This is a genomic window from Chryseobacterium shigense (assembly GCF_900156575.1).
In the GTDB taxonomy this organism is placed as follows: Bacteria; Bacteroidota; Bacteroidia; order Flavobacteriales; family Weeksellaceae; genus Chryseobacterium; species Chryseobacterium shigense.
This window is the reverse complement of the sequence record NZ_FTNY01000001.1, coordinates 304801-322114: the sequence shown is the minus strand read 5'-3', so window position 1 is coordinate 322114 and position 17314 is coordinate 304801. Positions and strand designations below refer to the sequence as shown.

16 protein-coding genes are annotated in these 17314 nt (G+C 38.7%); 13 read left to right on the top strand and 3 right to left on the bottom strand.

Translation table 11 applies throughout. The features are described from left to right. The first annotated feature begins 54 nt into the window (after nucleotides 1-54). The 5 genes from BW964_RS01555 (at nucleotide 55) to uvrA (ending at nucleotide 8048) form a co-directional block, all read left to right on the top strand. Entirely contained in the window at nucleotides 55-1470 is a 1416-nt protein-coding gene (locus BW964_RS01555) for an APC family permease (protein WP_076504151.1), read from the top strand. Between the two features lie 168 nt (nucleotides 1471-1638). Further along, nucleotides 1639-2079 carry a GPW/gp25 family protein gene (locus BW964_RS01550; RefSeq protein ID WP_073336620.1) on the top strand — a complete coding sequence of 147 codons (441 nt, stop codon included), beginning with the start codon at nucleotides 1639-1641 and terminating at the stop codon, nucleotides 2077-2079. A 25-nt stretch (nucleotides 2080-2104) separates the two neighbouring features. After that, nucleotides 2105-3988: a type VI secretion system baseplate subunit TssF gene (locus BW964_RS01545; RefSeq protein WP_076504150.1), complete on the top strand. Its 1884-nt coding sequence runs from the start codon at nucleotides 2105-2107 to the stop codon at nucleotides 3986-3988. Between the two features lie 21 nt (nucleotides 3989-4009). Then, nucleotides 4010-4942 (top strand): DUF3829 domain-containing protein, encoded by a 933-nt coding sequence (locus tag BW964_RS01540; RefSeq protein ID WP_076504148.1) that lies wholly within the window; start codon nucleotides 4010-4012, stop codon nucleotides 4940-4942. 274 nt (nucleotides 4943-5216) lie between these two features. Further along, nucleotides 5217-8048, top strand: coding sequence for an excinuclease ABC subunit UvrA (gene uvrA, locus BW964_RS01535; RefSeq protein WP_073336614.1), 2832 nt, complete (start codon nucleotides 5217-5219; stop codon nucleotides 8046-8048). A gap of 143 nt (nucleotides 8049-8191) precedes the next feature. Here the strand turns inward: uvrA and BW964_RS01530 are convergent, their stop codons facing one another. Beyond that, nucleotides 8192-8701 carry a hypothetical protein gene (locus BW964_RS01530; RefSeq protein WP_076504147.1) on the bottom strand — a complete coding sequence of 170 codons (510 nt, stop codon included), beginning with the start codon at nucleotides 8699-8701 and terminating at the stop codon, nucleotides 8192-8194. Nucleotides 8702-8907: 206 nt separating this feature from the next. Here BW964_RS01530 and BW964_RS01525 point away from each other — a divergent pair, with 206 nt between their 5' ends. After that, nucleotides 8908-9042, top strand: coding sequence for a bacteriocin-like protein (locus BW964_RS01525; RefSeq protein ID WP_076504145.1), 135 nt, complete (start codon nucleotides 8908-8910; stop codon nucleotides 9040-9042). 51 nt (nucleotides 9043-9093) lie between these two features. On the opposite strand, the gene BW964_RS01520 is transcribed toward BW964_RS01525, so the two are convergent. Beyond that, nucleotides 9094-9645, bottom strand: coding sequence for a hypothetical protein (locus BW964_RS01520; protein WP_076504144.1), 552 nt, complete (start codon nucleotides 9643-9645; stop codon nucleotides 9094-9096). 135 nt (nucleotides 9646-9780) lie between these two features. Between BW964_RS01520 and BW964_RS01515 the strand changes: the two genes are divergently transcribed. The 3 genes from BW964_RS01515 (at nucleotide 9781) to BW964_RS01505 (ending at nucleotide 11138) form a co-directional block, all read left to right on the top strand. Then, the gene (locus BW964_RS01515) at nucleotides 9781-10293 is read left to right on the top strand and encodes a DUF421 domain-containing protein (RefSeq protein ID WP_076504142.1); all 513 of its coding nucleotides are present in this window, start codon (nucleotides 9781-9783) and stop codon (nucleotides 10291-10293) included. Between the two features lie 5 nt (nucleotides 10294-10298). Then, entirely contained in the window at nucleotides 10299-10793 is a 495-nt protein-coding gene (locus BW964_RS01510; RefSeq protein WP_076504140.1) for a GNAT family N-acetyltransferase, read from the top strand. Nucleotides 10794-10904: 111 nt separating this feature from the next. Further along, entirely contained in the window at nucleotides 10905-11138 is a 234-nt protein-coding gene (locus tag BW964_RS01505) for a hypothetical protein (protein WP_076504139.1), read from the top strand. 44 nt (nucleotides 11139-11182) lie between these two features. Here BW964_RS01505 and BW964_RS01500 read toward each other — a convergent pair whose 3' ends face one another. Then, complete coding sequence (locus tag BW964_RS01500) at nucleotides 11183-11497, bottom strand: DUF4286 family protein (RefSeq protein ID WP_076504137.1); 315 nt, start codon at nucleotides 11495-11497, stop codon at nucleotides 11183-11185. A gap of 148 nt (nucleotides 11498-11645) precedes the next feature. Here BW964_RS01500 and gyrA point away from each other — a divergent pair, with 148 nt between their 5' ends. The 4 genes from gyrA (at nucleotide 11646) to menA (ending at nucleotide 17304) form a co-directional block, all read left to right on the top strand. Further along, nucleotides 11646-14234 (top strand): DNA gyrase subunit A, encoded by a 2589-nt coding sequence (gene gyrA / locus BW964_RS01495; RefSeq protein ID WP_076504136.1) that lies wholly within the window; start codon nucleotides 11646-11648, stop codon nucleotides 14232-14234. A 28-nt stretch (nucleotides 14235-14262) separates the two neighbouring features. Continuing rightward, nucleotides 14263-15288 carry a tetratricopeptide repeat protein gene (locus BW964_RS01490; RefSeq protein WP_076504134.1) on the top strand — a complete coding sequence of 342 codons (1026 nt, stop codon included), beginning with the start codon at nucleotides 14263-14265 and terminating at the stop codon, nucleotides 15286-15288. A gap of 159 nt (nucleotides 15289-15447) precedes the next feature. Next, nucleotides 15448-16284, top strand: coding sequence for a 1,4-dihydroxy-2-naphthoyl-CoA synthase (locus BW964_RS01485; protein ID WP_076504133.1), 837 nt, complete (start codon nucleotides 15448-15450; stop codon nucleotides 16282-16284). 90 nt (nucleotides 16285-16374) lie between these two features. Then, nucleotides 16375-17304 carry a 1,4-dihydroxy-2-naphthoate octaprenyltransferase gene (menA, locus tag BW964_RS01480; protein WP_076504131.1) on the top strand — a complete coding sequence of 310 codons (930 nt, stop codon included), beginning with the start codon at nucleotides 16375-16377 and terminating at the stop codon, nucleotides 17302-17304. The last annotated feature ends 10 nt before the right edge of the window (nucleotides 17305-17314 follow it).

Below are 17314 nucleotides of genomic sequence, written 5' to 3'. Positions count from 1 at the left end.
ACAAATTTCAAAATGAATGACAGATTTGTTTATATTTGACGTCTATACTTGACTATGCAGAAAAAACTGAAACTTTGGGATGCCATTATGCTGGTAATGGGCTCTATGATTGGAAGTGGGATATTTATTGTAAGTGCCGATATGATGCGGAATCTGGGATCCGGTTTCTGGCTGGTCATCGTTTGGGTCATTACGGGAATAATGACTGTAGCCGCAGCAATCAGCTATGGAGAACTTTCAGCACTGTTTCCAAAGGCAGGCGGACAATACACTTATCTCAAAGAGATTTTTGGTAAAAAGATGGGATTCCTTTATGGTTGGGGACTGTTTACAGTAATCCAGACTGGAACTATCGCAGCAGTAGCGATGGCTTTCGGTAAATTTACGGCGTACCTTGTTCCCTCATTGAATGATGCTGCACCGCTTTTCCAGAGTGGAGAATTTAAAATTACATGGATACAGATTCTGGCAATAGCCGTTATCCTTTTACTTACTTATATCAATACAAGAGGTGTTCAGAGTGGAAAACTGCTTCAGAATGTATTTACGGGTTCAAAGATCATTGCTTTATTAGGTTTGATAGCAGCCGGATTTATTCTGGTTGATCTCTCCCATCTGTCTGAAAACTTCAGTCTCGGATCTGATTCATTTAATAATTTAAAAAAGGACATCAGTGGTAATTTCCTTAAAGAAGGATGGGAGCCAATTGGTGGAATGACTCTACTTGGAGGTATTGCTGCTGCCATGGTAGGATCTGTTTTCAGCTCTGTCGCTTGGGAAAGTGTTACATTCGTTTCCGGAGAAGTGGAAAATCCAAAAAAAAATATTGTTAAATCAATGATCTATGGAACATCAGCAGTGATGATTCTGTATTTGGCGGTGAATTATGTATACTTAAACGCTTTAGACAGAGACAGTATTGCTTTTGCTACCAATGACAGGGTAGCAGTGGCTGCGTCACAGAATATCTTTGGAAGTGCAGGGACTGTTATCATTGCAGTTCTTGTGATGGTGTCCACGTTCGGATGCAACAACGGACTTATCCTGGCTGGAGCAAGAGTATTTCAGACTATGGCGAAAGACGGAATGTTTTTCAATTCGGCGGAGAAGAATAACAAAAATGAGGTTCCTGAAAATGCGTTGTGGATGCAGGGAATCTGGGCTTCGTTGCTTTGTCTGAGCGGGCAATATGGTAATCTTCTGGATATGATTTCTTTTGTGATTGTTTTATTTTATATGATCACTGTTTTCGGAGTTATTTATTTAAGGTTTAAAAAACCGGAACTGGAAAGACCTTACAAAACATGGTTGTATCCGGTAACTCCTGTTATCTACCTTCTGATCGGAACAGGATTTTGCGTGTTGCTTCTGATCTACAAACAGCAATACACATGGCCTGGATTTGTAATGGTCCTGCTTGGACTTCCGGTCTATTATTTTATTAACAGAAAAAAACACACTGGTCAATAAGCTAAAATTTCACCATATTTATAATACTTGAGGGCTTCCGGACGATTCTGGGAGCTCTCATTTTTGATAATATTTTTGAGGTCTTTTCCTGTTTATTTCATGAAAATGTGTATTTTGGTAGTTCTTTTTAAGTAAACTAGACCATGAAGTAAAAATAAGAAGCTGACTATGGATACACCAAATTACAGAATGCCTTTTGTACCTTCAACACTCATGACAGAAGGCGGGAGCATTGATATCTGCGACATGGGCGAAAGCATTGCGCACAATATCATGTTGCTGATCACCACTAAAAAAGGGGAGAACCGATATGATGATAACTATGGAAACGATGTCTGGAGTCTGGAATTCGATAACGGAGTTACCAGTGCCGTATGGGAAAGCGTTTTCATCAAAAGCCTGAGAAGGCAGATTCAGGAATATGAGCCACGGATCGTACAGGCACAGGTTGATGCCCACATTCAATTTGTAGAGCACAGCTACGATACCAAAGAACACACAGAAATCAAAAAGAAAGTAAGAATTGCCATCAATGCAAAAATGGAGGCAACGGGAGAGCGTTTCAGCTTTTCTACAGAATTATTTTTAAGTCCGATGTCTATTGACTAAATGTTTTTAACAGCAAGAAAAATTTATGAACTTAGATCAAAATATATATTCCAAAGAATCCGTAAAGGCAAGAATGCTTCAGAACGCTACGAAAGTATGGGGACTGAAAAGCCCGCAATCTCTGGATCCCTTTGTAAAATTACTGATAGACGCGTTCAGTACGGAAGTCTTTAAGGCCAATAACGAGATCCAGACCGTTAATGCAAGGATCCTTGAAAAGCTGGCAAAACTTCTGACCCCTTCCATTTACACTCATCCGATCCCGGCGCACGCAGTTGCTTTTACGCTGCCCTATGAATCTTCGGAAGTCCTGTTGGAGCATACCGAATTCTTTTTCCGTAAGCAAATGACCTCTACAGTGAAATCGGAATCAGACAAACAGTTGAATATTCCTTTTACGCCGGTAGGAAATGTACGGATCAATAAGGTACAGACTGCAGTAATGTTTGTAGGAAATACCTGTTACAGCATAGATGACAGGCTGAATAAAATACCTGTAGCCAGATTCCAGGGAAAATCGGAAGATTACAGAAAGGTGACAATAGGAGTGGATGTCAGCAGATATACCAGCGAAAGTTTCCCTAAATACCTCAGTATATTTTGTTCAAATCCTGCTTTTGAACATATGGACTTTGTCTATAAACTACTTCCTTATATTACAGTAAGCAGTAATGGAAATCCTTTGTTTGTAAGAGAAGGATTAAGCTATCTTACGAACAGCCAGCCTGAAGGATATGAACAGATGTTCAAAGAGCAATCAATACGAAATAAGGCCATTGAAGATATTAAAAGTATTTACCGCCATAAATTCATCGAAATCACAGGACTTTCAAGCAGTCTCTTTTCAGAACCTGGAAAACTGCCACAAAACCTGGATTTTCTGGATGGAAAAGAAGATATCAGAAAACAGATCGGAGACAAGCGTTATTTATGGCTTACTTTCGAATTCCCACCCCAGTTTTCTGCTGAAATTCTGGATAATTTTTCATTTGTCGTGAATGCTTTTCCCATTTACAACAGAGGCTGGAAGAAAACAGAATACAGTTTGGATATCATGGGAAACAATATTCCTCTTGTTACAGACGAAGGAGAACATTTCCTCTATGTGGATGAAGTTCAGGATGGTGACGGAAGAAAATATACCGAGATTCCTTTTACTCCTGCTGATGACCTTAAAAAAGGCCTGTATACGGTACGAAAAGGAGGAATGGAACGTTTTACCAATAGAAATGCGGTAGACATGATTGCCAATGTATTGGAACTGACCAGAGATGAGATCGCTGCATTTTCACTTTTAAACAGAGATAATGTTAAGGGCGTACTCAGCGAAATGTCTGACAAAATGAAAACTATGGTGCAGAAAGTGAACAACGCCAAAAGAAATATAAGACAGGAGTTGAATTATGTGATCATGGAGCCCGTAGAAAAAACGGATCATACGTATGCTTCCTTCTGGGTGACCCATTGTACACTGGCGAATCATATGCGTCCGGGAACAGAACTTTCCAATCAGCTGAAGTCTCAGACTGTGGTCCTTCTTACAGAAACCATAGGTGGTTCTGAAGAGCAGAAAGGAACAGACAGTATTCAGGCTTATAAATATGCCCTGACTACAAGAGATAAGATCATTTCGCTGGAAGATGTAAAGAACTATTGCAGAATGATCCTCAAAGATGAGGTGAAAGAAGTAAGAGTAAGAAGAGGCACCATGATCAGCAACCGCCCGAAAGAAGGTTTTGTAAGAACTGTGGAGGTAGAAATTATTCCCATGAACTATTCTTTTTACGGAAGAGCATACTGGGAAAATATGGCCAATATCCTTAGGAACCAAATCATTTCAAAAGCTATTGACGGGATCGAATATGTAGTAAAAATAAGCAATGAAGACATCGATCTTGACGAAATATAAATAATACCTAAACTATAAAATATGAGAAAGATTATTGTACTTGCAATGGCTCTGACATTCACTTCAGTAAGTGTCATCAGCTGTAAAAAAGACATCAGTACACTGGGTAAATCTGTTTTGAATCTTGGCGGAGCAAATGATGCCAATGCAATTATTGATTTTAACAACAATTTTTTAGATTCCTATAAAAGTACCTCCAGACATATCGAAAGCATACTTAAATACGCAGATGCCGCCTCAGCGAAAGCGAAAGGAGAAAGGGTCGTGATGATGCCTATCGTAATCAATTCAATGGATTATGCATTTGGAAAGATTAAGGAGGTGCCTTCAGGATTTGGAAAAGATAAAGCAGCCATAGAAGCAGACTTTAACATGTATAAGGCTAAAAAAGAAAATATTGAGAAAAAGTTTGAAGAGCTTAAATCCTATATGAATTCTGAAGATTATAAAGATGATAAAGGAGTGAAAGCAGAGGCCATCACAAAGGATATTGAGACGGAAGCTCAGGCTTTATTTACTTCAGGAGAAAGCGTAATCGCCAAAATTAAACCGGGAACAGATGCTGCCGAAGAAGTAATTCTTAAGGATCACCCGATGAAAGAGTACATCATCTCTTCCAAAAATGTAATGAACTCTCTTGACTCTAATATTGATCTATTGGATAAGCAGTATTCAGGGAAGTTCAACGAAGCGGAAGCTCAGAAAAAATATGATGAGCTGGCCAAAACGGTAGAAGCCAATTCAAAATTAGATTTCAATGTGAAAGATCCTCAGTATTCTTACAAGAAATCACAGTTTGAAAGCTTCAATAAAACTGCTTCCAGCTTTTTGGATACCTATAGAAAACTGATCCGTGATGCTAAAGGCACAGGAAAGATTTCCGACAGCGATATCCAGCAGATTGATTCCTCGTATGAATCTGTATTAAATTCATACAATTCATTTGTGAAATAAGGATTTGAATATAATTTATAGAAAAAGACTGATACATGGTGTCAGTCTTTTTTATGAACTTATATGAAGAGCAATTAAAATCAATAAAATACCTTGTATTGAGCAGAAACTGAAATTTTACTCATGATTATTAAAACTGCTATGCTTTTATAGACATTTGCCTCTTAAAAATTTAACTAAAATTAAACTTTAATAAAAACTTTCCACCTTACACAATTCCATAAAATTCCGTAATTTTGCACATTGTGATTTTCAGGCAGAGTCACTCCAAATTATGAGTAAATCAACAGAATATATAGAAGTTTACGGAGCACGTGAACACAACCTTAAAAATATTAATGTTAAGATTCCGCGCAACGAACTGGTTGTCATTACCGGGCTTTCAGGGAGCGGAAAATCATCTTTGGCTTTTGATACCATCTTTGCTGAAGGGCAGCGTCGTTACATCGAAACATTTTCAGCCTATGCACGTCAGTTCCTGGGAGGCTTAGAGCGTCCTGATGTAGATAAGATTGAAGGACTTTCTCCGGTCATTGCCATCGAGCAGAAAACGACCAACAAGAATCCAAGGTCTACGGTAGGAACTGTTACCGAATTATACGATTACCTGCGTCTTTTATATGCAAGGGTTTCCGATGCCTACTCTCTGTCTACAGGAAAAAGACTGGTAAGTTATACGGAAGATCAGATCCTGGAAGCAATCAAGGAAAATTATAAAGGTGAAAAAATAATGCTGATGGCACCTGTGGTACGATCCAGAAAGGGACACTACCATGAGCTTTTCGTCCAGATGGCTAAAAAAGGATATGGTCAGGCAAGAATCGATGGCGAACTTCAGGACATCGAATACGACCTGAAACTGGATCGTTACAAAACCCACGATATCGACATCGTTATCGACCGTTGGATTATTGGGGAAAATGCCTCCGAATCGAGAATGGAAAAATCCCTGCGCACGGCAATGGAAATGGGAGAGGGAGTGATAGGAATCCAGAAACTCGGAGGTGCAGATATTGAATACTTCTCGAAAAACCTGATGGATGCCGAAACAGGCCATTCACTGGCACTTCCGGAACCGAATACATTCTCGTTCAACTCTCCGAAAGGAAGCTGCCCGGACTGTAAAGGATTAGGAACCATCAAAAAGATCAATACAGATTATTTTATTGAGAATCCTAAACTGTCAATCAACCAGGGCGGATTACTGCCACTGGAAGATATTAAATCTAATAAATGGATCCTGTCTCAAATTAAAAATATCCTTGAGATCTTTGGATTAGGGATGGCGACGCCTATGCAGGATATCCCGGAAGAGGCTTTGGACTATATTTATAACGGATGCCACAAAGAATTTAATAAAGATCTGAAATATGCAGGGATTACCAAAAAGATAAAAATAAGCTTCGATGGTCTGATCACTTTTATGGAAGAGATCATTGATGAAAGAGAATCTTATGAAGCGGTGTTGCTCGAGAGACATTTCACCACTGAAGAAACCTGTCCGGAATGCGGAGGAACACGTCTTCAGCCTGCAAGCTTAAGTTTTAAAATAGACGGAAAGAATATCGCTGAGGTAAATGCTCTAAGCTTATCTGATTTAAAAGAATGGTTATCATACATCAAAGATAAATTCTCGGAAAAAAATAAAATCATTGCCTACGAGATCTTAAAAGAGATTGAAACAAGACTACAGTTCCTTTTGGATGTAGGTTTGGATTATCTGAGTTTAAGCAGAAGCTCCAGAACGCTTTCGGGGGGTGAATCACAGAGAATACGTCTGGCTACCCAGATCGGATCACAGCTTGTGAACGTATTGTATATTCTGGATGAACCCAGTATCGGACTTCACCAGAGAGATAATGAAAGACTGATCAGCTCGCTGAAGAACCTTAGAGACATCGGGAACTCCGTCATCGTTGTAGAACACGACAAAGATATGATTCTGGAAGCCGATGAGGTACTGGATATCGGACCACGAGCCGGAAAATTTGGAGGAGAAATATTGTGGCAGGGAAAACCGAAAGATCTGTTAAAGGCAGATACCATTACAGCACAATATATTAATGGAAAAAGAAAAATAGAAGTTCCTTCAGAGAGAAGAGCAGGAAGCGGAAAAAACATCCTCTTAAAAGGAGCTACAGGAAATAACCTTAAAAATGTTACCCTTGATATTCCATTAGGAAAATTAGTGGTGGTGACAGGGATTTCAGGAAGCGGAAAATCCTCACTGATTAACGGAACTTTATATCCGATTCTGAATAAGCATTTCTACAGAGCAGTTCAGGAGCCTCTCCCTTATAAAAAGATTGAGGGTCTTGATAATATTGATAAAATTGTAGATGTAGACCAGACGCCAATCGGAAGAACGCCACGGTCAAATCCTGCGACGTACACGGGAATGTTTACCGATATCAGAAATCTTTTTGCAGAACTTCCGGAGAGTAAAATCCGTGGGTATAAGCCGGGGAGATTTTCTTTCAACGTGAAAGGAGGAAGATGTGAAACGTGTCAGGGTGGTGGATTGAAAGTGATTGAAATGAATTTCCTTCCTGATGTATACGTGCATTGTGAAACCTGTAACGGAAAACGTTTCAACAGAGAAACCCTGGAAGTACGGTATAAAGGAAAATCAATCTCGGATGTACTGGATATGACAATCGATGAAGCGGTAGACTTCTTCCAGCCGATCCCCAAGATTTTTGCTAAGGTGAAAACTCTTCAGGACGTAGGATTGGGATATATCACCCTGGGGCAGCAGTCAACAACACTGTCAGGAGGAGAAGCACAACGGATCAAGCTTGCGACAGAACTTTCGAAAAGACAAACCGGAAACACCCTTTATATCTTAGATGAACCGACAACCGGACTTCACTTTGAAGATGTGAAAATTCTGATGGAAGCCATCAATCAACTGGTAGAATTAGGAAACTCATTCATCATCATCGAACATAATATGGATGTAATCAAATTAGCCGACCATATTATCGATGTAGGACCGGAAGGAGGAAAACACGGAGGGCAGATCGTTGCTCAGGGAACTCCTGAAGAGATTGTAAAGTCTAAGAAAAGTTTGACCGGAAAATTTTTGAAAAGAGAATTGGAATAAAAAAGCGAATTAAAATACCGCAGAAAGTCACAATTTTCATTGTGACTTTTCTATTGGTTCAATCTATATCCGGGTAAAAATAATAAAGAGCGATCCATACAGGTTTTCGCTCTTTGCTATTGATCAATGGATATGATTTTTTTTTAAAACATTGACAAAAGACGGTAATATAAAGAAGATATATAAACCTCTATTTTAGTGCCATCATAATTAAAAGTTCCGTCAGCATTACGCTTGCCCAAAACCCATTTCATATCAACAGGAACTGACCATGCGGTTCCCAACGAAAATCCGTTCACAGATCTGATCTCTGTGCCACTGCCTGTAGTGATAGCTGAATGAAACCATGTTTTATCTCTCACTCTGTAAAACCCTATAGCCTTTCCTTTGGGAATGACAGAGTAGCCATCCCATTTTTCTCCTGCGGAATAATCGAACTTATTCAGCCATCCCTGCGCATGAAACTGTACAAGCTCACTGGGAGATATAGCCGCGCCTCTCATATATAAAGCATACGCTACCACATCGTGACATATGCCTTTGTTATAGTTGCCCATATCATCATGGCCGGAAAGAAGGCTGTTAGAAATCAGTGTTTTTTTTACGGCATCCATTTGTCCTGCATGAGCACCTTTTGCTGTAATAATTTCCATATTTTTATTTATTTTGGGGTGATGTTTTTGGTTTACTGAAAGATACGTAATAAATTCTAAACAAAATTTCCCAGCCCAATGCAGGTATATTTATCGTATTTGTAATCTTTTTTTAATACCGACAAATGATGTGAGCTTTAAATGGTCAACGGTAATAAATGATTGAAAATCCCGTTATAAATTGACCAATTATAAATTAAAACAATATGAACAATTTAAAGAAACTGACAAAAACCGAGTTAAAGGCAGTCTACGGCGGAGAACCCAAGAAATACTGCGTCTATTGTGAAAGATTAAACAAAGTGGTATGCAGCGAGGTTCCGATCGCTCAATGCCCTTAAAAAAGTAAAGCTGCTCTGAGAGCAGCTTTTTTTATGATGAGGTTGCAATTTTTATTGAGCATTCTGAGTGAAATCTTTCAGGTTGGTTTTCAGATCTTTTACACTTCCGATACGGTCAAAAATGATGTTATCAATTTTCCATCCCTCGTCCGGGTTGATTAAATGCACCTTGTCAGTCCATGTGATTTTCGGTGGAGCCATTGTGTATTCAAAATCAACATCCGCATCCGCTGAGGTACCGTCAGAATTGATCTTAACCGATTTTATTTTATATCCGCTAAAACCTTCATAAATACTGGAAAAAACAGCACCTTCAAACAATAGTGGTTTTTCATCAGGATGATCACTCTTTCTGACCTTTTCCATATCAGCTTTTGATACATTGACAGCCGCTTCCAAAGCTTTTTTCAGTTCTGGAGAAAACAAATGGTTGGAAAACGATTGCGTATAGAGCGCATCATTAGAATTACCATACACTTTATAAAGTTCATCAATTTTTTGGATGACTGCAGTTTCGGGAGATGTAGATTCTTTGATTTTTTCTTTTTTACAGGCCGTAAGAAAAAGAAGTGGACTTAGAAATAAAAAGAATTGTTTCATCATTATTTGTAGAGTTTTTTTGCAATCAAGCTGTCAAACCACATGCCACTCTCTCATCATCCTGTTTTATTTTTAGGGTTAAAATAAATTCAACAGCGAATCATAAAAATGTATACATTTGATTATAAATCCTGATCTGTGAATCCTATACTTGATGTCGTAGTACGTTCTTTGTGCGTTTATCTTTTTATGGTCATCGCCATCCGTCTCTTTGGTAAAAATCAGCTTTCCCAGCTCAATGCAGGGGATGTGGTATTGTTACTACTGATCTCCAATGCTGTTCAAAATGCAATGGTAGGACCGGATACCTCACTGCAAGGCGGTCTTATTGCTGCACTTGTTCTTTTTGCGGCCAATTTTATTTTAAAAAGACTTATGTTTTCAAACCGGAAATTCGAAACGTTTATGGAAGAAGATCCTGTAGTTCTCATCAGGGACGGAATAATAGATCAGACAGCTTTAAACAGAGTAAAGATTACCCGTGATGAACTGGAAGAAGCTATTAGAGAACATGGCGTGGAAAAAACAGAAGATGTAAAACTCTCTATCCTTGAAGTAGACGGAAACATCAGTGTGGTTTCGCAGGATGAAACCGGAAAACAAACCCATTATTCGAGAATAAAAAGAAAAAATAAAAGAAAATACCATTAATTAGGATGAATTACGAATTAAGAGAAATGCTTCCCAGCGACGAAAAAAGAGTGTTGGAAATTTTCAGGCAGGGAGTAGAGGGCGGTATAGCCACTTTTGAAACAGAAATCCCTACTGCCGAAGCATGGAATATGGAATATTTCAATGATTGCCGGTGGGTGCTGGAAAATGAAAACAGTGAAATTGTTGGATGGTCTGCCTTAAAACCGGTAAGTAAAAGAGAATGTTTTAAAGGCGTCGCTGAAGTAAGCATTTATTTCGACAATACTTACCAAGGGAAGGGTTTAGGCTCAGTTCTGTTAAAAAAGATGATTCTGGACAGCGAAAGCCACGGATTCTGGACTCTTCAGGCTACTATTTTTCCTGAAAATGAAGCTTCCATAAGATTTCATCAAAAAAACGGTTTCAGAACAATCGGTGTCAGAAAGAAAATTGGAAAACTCAATGGTCAGTGGAAAGATCTTATAATGATGGAAAAGAGAAGCGAAATAATAGAGTAATGAAAAGTTAGAAATTCGTCTGGAACTTTAAAATATGCTCCAAACTAACTTCTTTTCAAGTTTTGGCACTAACCTTGTTATTTCTCTGTTGAAATTTGAAAAAGTAGAATAATGAAAGGTTTAATTAAAGTGGCAGGCGTTGTGACGGTCTTGTTCATGATGTCATCATGTGTTGTGCATGATCATAATGTAAGAAGAGTTCCACCGGGACACTCCAAAAAAATATATGGCGGAAGCGCAAGATATTATGCGCCGGGGCAGGTCAAAAAAAGAGTGTATTACTATGACAACGACGACAGAGGTCGTGGTCACAGGCACAAAGGTAAAAAACATCACAGAGATTGAAAAAAATAAAAAAGCCCTGATTTTTCAGGGCTTTTGCTTGGTATTTAAAATCTGGATTTCTTAGGATTCAGGAATGTATTGAAGATCATGACTTCTGTTCCGAATCTTTTCTCAACCCTTTCTGCAATATTCAGCATTTCACTTTTGATGAAATCTTCCCTGAGGTCTTCATTCTCAAAGATCAGAAGAAGATTATAATTCTTACCCTCATCAATATAATCGGTGTGTACGTCAGAAAGAATATATTGCTTGACATCCATCAGGTTTTCTGCCATCAGGACCAGTGTTTCGTCAATATAATTTTCCCATTCTTCAATATTGTTTTTCGTGCAATGGAAAGTTATACTCAATAAGCTCATATTTTATGAATTTTTAAGATTTTCTGGATAAATTCTAGCACAAAAATCGGTAAAAATTTCGTAAATTAGCCCGTTAATAAAAATTGGAAATAAATAATTTTCAGACGCACAGCTAAGGGTCTGACTGTCATTATAATAAAATTTGTTTATGCAAAAAGAAGGAGAAAGACTGATTCCTATCAACATTGTTGATGAAATGAAATCGTCTTATATCGATTATTCGATGTCGGTTATCGTTTCAAGAGCGTTGCCGGATGTAAGAGACGGCTTGAAACCCGTTCATAGAAGAGTACTTTATGGTATGTATGGACTAGGGGTTTTTTCTAATAGAAAATATTTAAAATCTGCCAGAATTGTTGGGGACGTTTTAGGTAAGTACCACCCGCATGGAGACTCTTCTGTCTACGATGCAATGGTAAGAATGGCTCAGCCTTGGAGCTTACGCTATCCTCAGGTAGACGGGCAGGGTAACTTTGGTTCGATGGACGGTGACCCGCCTGCAGCAATGCGTTATACAGAAGCAAGACTGAAAAAAATATCAGATGATATTCTTGCAGATTTAGATAAAGAAACTGTAGATTTTCAGAATAACTTTGATGACAGTATGACGGAACCTACCGTTATGCCTACAAAAATTCCAAATCTTCTGGTAAACGGAACATCAGGGATCGCTGTAGGAATGGCGACCAATATGGCTCCACACAATTTATCAGAATCTGTAGATGCTATTTCTGCCTATATCGATAATAAAGACATTACAATCGATGAACTGATGCAGCATATCTCCGCACCGGATTTTCCTACAGGAGGGATTATCTATGGCTATGACGGGGTAAGGGATGCTTTCCATACAGGAAGAGGAAGAGTAGTATTGAGAGCAAAAGTGAATTTCGAGGAAATCGGAAACAGAAATGCGATCATCGTTACTGAAGTTCCTTATCAGGTGAATAAGGCGGATATGATCGCCAGAACAGCGGAGCTTGTTAAAGATGACAAAATTGTAGGTATTCACGAGATCAGAGACGAATCGGACAGAAATGGTCTGCGTGTCGTTTATGAATTGAAAAATGATGCGATTCCTAACGTTGTCTTAAACCTATTATATAAGTATACAGCACTTCAGACTTCTTTCAGTGTGAACAACATTGCTTTGGTTAAAGGAAGACCGGAACAGCTGAACTTAAAAGATATCATTCATCACTTTGTAGAGCACAGACATGAAGTTATTGTAAGAAGAACTCATTTTGAGCTTAAGAAAGCAAAAGAAAGAGCGCATATCTTAGAAGGTTTCATGAAAGTGATCGGAGCTCAGGATTCCTTAGATAGAGCCATCTCTATTATTCGTCACAGTGCAAACCCGCAGGGTGCAAAAGAAGGATTGATCGAGGCATTTGACCTTTCAGACATTCAGGCTCAGGCTATCCTTGATTTAAGGTTAGCACGTCTTACAGGAATGGAACTTGACAAGATCCGTGATGAATATGACGCGATCATGAAAGAGATCATGAACTTGGAAGATATCCTGGCTAATGAACCGAGAAGATTCGAGATCATCAAAGAAGAACTGGCTGAAATTAAAGAAAAATATGGTGATGAAAGAAGAACGGCTATTGACTATTCAGGAGGAGAAATGTCCATCGAGGATATTATCCCGAATGAAGCAGTAGTTCTTACGATTTCACACGCAGGATATGTTAAAAGAACTTCACTTTCTGAATACAAAATTCAGAGCAGAGGAGGGGTTGGAAACAGAGCAGCAACGACAAGGGATGAAGATTTCCTTGAATATATCGTATCGGCAACCAACCATCAATATATGTTGTTCTTCACAGAAAAAGGAAGATGTTATTGGTTAAGAGTATTTGAGATTCCTGAAGGATCCAAGACTTCAAAAGGAAGGGCCGTACAAAACCTGATCAATATCGAACAGGATGACAAGATCAAAGCGTACATCAGAACCAACAACCTGAAGGATGCTGAATATGTAAACCAGATGAGTGTAGTGATGGTTACTAAGAATGGTACTATCAAGAAAACTTCTCTTGAAGCATACTCAAGACCTAGGGTTAATGGGGTAAATGCTATTGAGATCCGAGATAATGACCAGTTGTTAGGAGCTTACCTTACCAACGGAACTTCTCAGATCATGATTGCTACTAAAAATGGTAAATGTATCCGTTTCCCTGAAGAAAAAGTAAGAGAAGTAGGGAGAGGATCTATTGGGGTACGTGGTATTGCGATGGATGACAATGATGAGGCAATTGGTATGATTGTTGTGAATGATGTGGACAAAGAAACGGTACTTGTTGTTTCTGAAAAAGGATACGGTAAGAGAACTGCTGTAGAAGACTACAGAATTACCAACAGAGGTGGAAAAGGAGTGATTACTCTGAACATTACCGAAAAAACAGGAAATCTGATCGCCATTCAGAATGTAACAGACGAAGACGGATTGATGATCATCAATAAGTCCGGGGTTGCCATCAGAATGAATATGGACGAAATGAGAGTAATGGGAAGAAATACCCAGGGGGTAAAAATGATCAACCTTAAGAAAAATGACGAAATTGCAGCCATTGCAAAAGTAGAAATGGATAAAGATGTAGTAGAGGAAGATTCTGAAGACAATGAAGAAGGAACAGTAATTGTAACGGATAGCCAGGAAGGCAATACACTGCCTCAGGCTGAAAATGAAACTCCGGCAGAAGAAAATGAAGGTTCTGATTCTGAAGAATAAAATGTACAATTAATATAATATAGTTATTATGAAGAAACTCATTTTAGGTATAGCAATCGTGGCTTCTGCTCTGGTTTTCGGTCAGAAGGGTGATGTGAATGCCAAATTGCAGGAAGTCAATAAAGCAGCAATGGATGCATATAATGCAAAAAACTACACTGTTGCAGCGCCTAAGTTTTTAGAAGTTTATAACTTGCTGAAAACAAGTGGTCAGGATGATAAGATATACATGTATTATGCAGGATTAAGTTATGCTCTGGCAAATAACACAGACGAATCCATCAAAATATACACGGATCTTATTAATTCCGGTTTTACAGGTGTTCAGACAAATTATACTGCAAAAGAGAAAAAGACCGGACAAATAGTACCTTTAGATAAGGCTACATGGGAGTTGATGAAAAAGAATGCTGATTATTCAGATTTTAAAACTGAGCAGACTGCAAGTGTTGAGCCGGATCTATATGAAACGTTAACTACATTGCTTCTTAATGCAAAGAAATCTAATGAAGCATTAGTGATCATTGAAAAAGGACTGGCAAAATATCCAAATAATGCCAAACTTAAGGAAGCGCAAGCTACAGCTTACTACGATTCAGGAAATACAGAAAAATTCATTGGAGCACTTAAGGAACAACTAGCTAAAAACCCGAACGATGCTACCAACTGGTATAATCTTGGTGTAATGCAGTCTAAAACCCCTGCTACCGTAGAAGATGCCATTGCGTCATTTAAAAAAGCAATTGAGATCAAACCAGATTTTGATAATGCTTATCAGAACCTTGTCTATGCAGTGGTAGGAGACGATTCTAAAATAGTAGCGCAGATTAATGCAACAAGAAAAGACAAGCCGGATGAAGCTACTAAACTTATCGATGCAAGAAGAGAACGTTTTAGCAAAGCTCTTCCCTATGCTGAAGGCTGGTACAAAGCAGCACCTGAAAATCTTGATGCATTGAATGCATTAAAAGAAATCTATATCGTAACAAAAAATATGGATAAAATTAAAGAATTAAAAGCTAAAGAAGCTGAGCTTAAAGCAAAAGTGAAATAGTATTCTTTAATCCAATATGATAACAAACCGGAGCAGAAATGTTCCGGTTTTTGTTTTTTTTAATATAAAATACGACTCTGTTTTTTACAGCGATTATCGTGAAATTTCACCGTAAAAATTCTCTGCAATTCCGTATCTTTGAGGAAAATTTTTTACAATATGATAGAGTGGAAAACCGTCAAAGAATACGAAGATATTACCTATAAAAAATGTAATGGTGTAGCCAGAATTGCTTTCAACAGACCAGAACTCAGAAACGCTTTTCGTCCCAAAACGACTTCCGAATTGTATGATGCTTTTTATGACGCCTCTGAAGATTCTTCAATAGGGGTGGTTTTGCTTACCGGAGAAGGGCCAAGTCCGAAGGACGGAGGCTGGGCTTTTTGTAGCGGAGGAGATCAGAAGGCAAGAGGACATCAGGGATATGTAGGAGAAGATGGAAGACACCGTCTGAATATCCTGGAAGTTCAGCGTTTGATCCGTTTCATGCCAAAAGCCGTTATCGCAGTGGTTCCGGGATGGGCTGTGGGTGGCGGACATTCACTTCATGTCGTTTGTGATCTTACTTTAGCAAGTAAAGAGCATGCTATTTTTAAGCAAACAGATGCTGATGTCACAAGTTTTGATGGTGGTTATGGTTCTGCTTACCTGGCTAAAATGGTCGGACAGAAAAAAGCCCGTGAAATATTCTTTTTAGGAAGAAACTATTCCGCGCAGGAAGCCATGGATATGGGAATGGTGAATGCGGTGATTCCCCATGCAGAATTAGAAGATACAGCATATGAGTGGGCTCAGGAAATTTTAGCGAAATCCCCATTGTCTATCAGAATGTTGAAATTCGCTATGAATCTTACAGATGACGGAATGGTAGGGCAGCAAGTGTTTGCCGGAGAAGCAACCCGTTTGGCTTATATGACAGAAGAAGCACAGGAAGGAAGAAATGCATTCCTTGAAAAAAGAAAACCCGACTTCGGAGAAAATCAATGGATCTCTTAAGACTGTATTAAAGTACAAAGTAAAATGTATTAATGATATAATGCATTACACTTTTACATTGTACATCGTACATTTTACATTATAAAAATTATGTCAGATTGGATAAAAGCCGCAAGGCTAAGAACTTTACCGCTTTCCTTAAGCGGAATTATTATGGGGGCTTTCATTGCAAAATGGAGGCTATATCGCGAGGGTGGAATATGGGACTGGAGAATTTTTGCTCTGGCACTTTTAGTGACGCTTTTATATCAGATTTTATCAAATTATGCCAATGACTACGGAGACGGCGTGAAAGGAACAGATGCCAAAAGGATCAATGAAGCAGAATCGAGAGCGGTGGCTTCAGGAAAGATCACGGCTAAGCAGATGAAAAATGCAGTCATTCTTTTCTCGGTACTGTCATTGATAGCTACCGTTGGACTTTTATATGTAGCATTTTTCCCTGATTTTATGAAAGAATTCTATACTTTCATCGGATTGGGTGTTGCCTGTATTTTAGCAGCAGTTGGTTATACGGTAGGAAAAAAACCTTACGGATACATGGGATTGGGAGATCTTTTTGTATTTGTATTCTTCGGACTGGTTTCAGTATGCGGAAGTTATTTCCTGTTTACAAAGACCTTCAGTTGGGATATGTTATTGCCCGGAACCGCTATCGGAATGATGAGTATGGCCGTGCTGAACCTTAACAATATGAGAGATATTGAAAGCGACAGGCTGTCCGGGAAAAAGAGTTTGGCCTTGAGAATAGGTTTCAAAAATGCCATGATCTACGAAATGATCCTGCTACAGCTTCCGTTGATCTTAATTCTTATGTTTTTAGGAGTAAACGGCTTTATACAGGCTCAGAATTATTACGTTTTCATTGTGATGATCCTTCTGTTGCCACTAATGAAGCTGAGAAGAAAAATTATGACGGTAAGAGAGCCCAAAGAATTAGATCAGTACTTGAAACAGGTGGGGATTATGACCTTTGTAATGGCGGTTCTTACAGCTTTTGGACTTAATTTTTTTAGCTAAAAAAAGCAGT

Excerpts from the sequence above, each read along its gene's own strand:
- BW964_RS01555 (WP_076504151.1), top strand. The coding sequence starts at position 55 with ATGCAGAAAAAACTGAAACTTTGGGATGCCATTATGCTGGTAATGGGC.
- BW964_RS01550 (WP_073336620.1), top strand. The coding sequence starts at position 1,639 with ATGGATACACCAAATTACAGAATGCCTTTTGTACCTTCAACACTCATG.
- BW964_RS01545 (WP_076504150.1), top strand. The coding sequence starts at position 2,105 with ATGAACTTAGATCAAAATATATATTCCAAAGAATCCGTAAAGGCAAGA.
- BW964_RS01540 (WP_076504148.1), top strand. The coding sequence starts at position 4,010 with ATGAGAAAGATTATTGTACTTGCAATGGCTCTGACATTCACTTCAGTA.
- uvrA (WP_073336614.1), top strand. The coding sequence starts at position 5,217 with ATGAGTAAATCAACAGAATATATAGAAGTTTACGGAGCACGTGAACAC.
- BW964_RS01530 (WP_076504147.1), bottom strand. The coding sequence starts at position 8,701 with ATGGAAATTATTACAGCAAAAGGTGCTCATGCAGGACAAATGGATGCC.
- BW964_RS01525 (WP_076504145.1), top strand. The coding sequence starts at position 8,908 with ATGAACAATTTAAAGAAACTGACAAAAACCGAGTTAAAGGCAGTCTAC.
- BW964_RS01520 (WP_076504144.1), bottom strand. The coding sequence starts at position 9,645 with ATGATGAAACAATTCTTTTTATTTCTAAGTCCACTTCTTTTTCTTACG.
- BW964_RS01510 (WP_076504140.1), top strand. The coding sequence starts at position 10,299 with ATGAATTACGAATTAAGAGAAATGCTTCCCAGCGACGAAAAAAGAGTG.
- BW964_RS01505 (WP_076504139.1), top strand. The coding sequence starts at position 10,905 with ATGAAAGGTTTAATTAAAGTGGCAGGCGTTGTGACGGTCTTGTTCATG.
- BW964_RS01500 (WP_076504137.1), bottom strand. The coding sequence starts at position 11,497 with ATGAGCTTATTGAGTATAACTTTCCATTGCACGAAAAACAATATTGAA.
- gyrA (WP_076504136.1), top strand. The coding sequence starts at position 11,646 with ATGCAAAAAGAAGGAGAAAGACTGATTCCTATCAACATTGTTGATGAA.
- BW964_RS01490 (WP_076504134.1), top strand. The coding sequence starts at position 14,263 with ATGAAGAAACTCATTTTAGGTATAGCAATCGTGGCTTCTGCTCTGGTT.
- BW964_RS01485 (WP_076504133.1), top strand. The coding sequence starts at position 15,448 with ATGATAGAGTGGAAAACCGTCAAAGAATACGAAGATATTACCTATAAA.
- menA (WP_076504131.1), top strand. The coding sequence starts at position 16,375 with ATGTCAGATTGGATAAAAGCCGCAAGGCTAAGAACTTTACCGCTTTCC.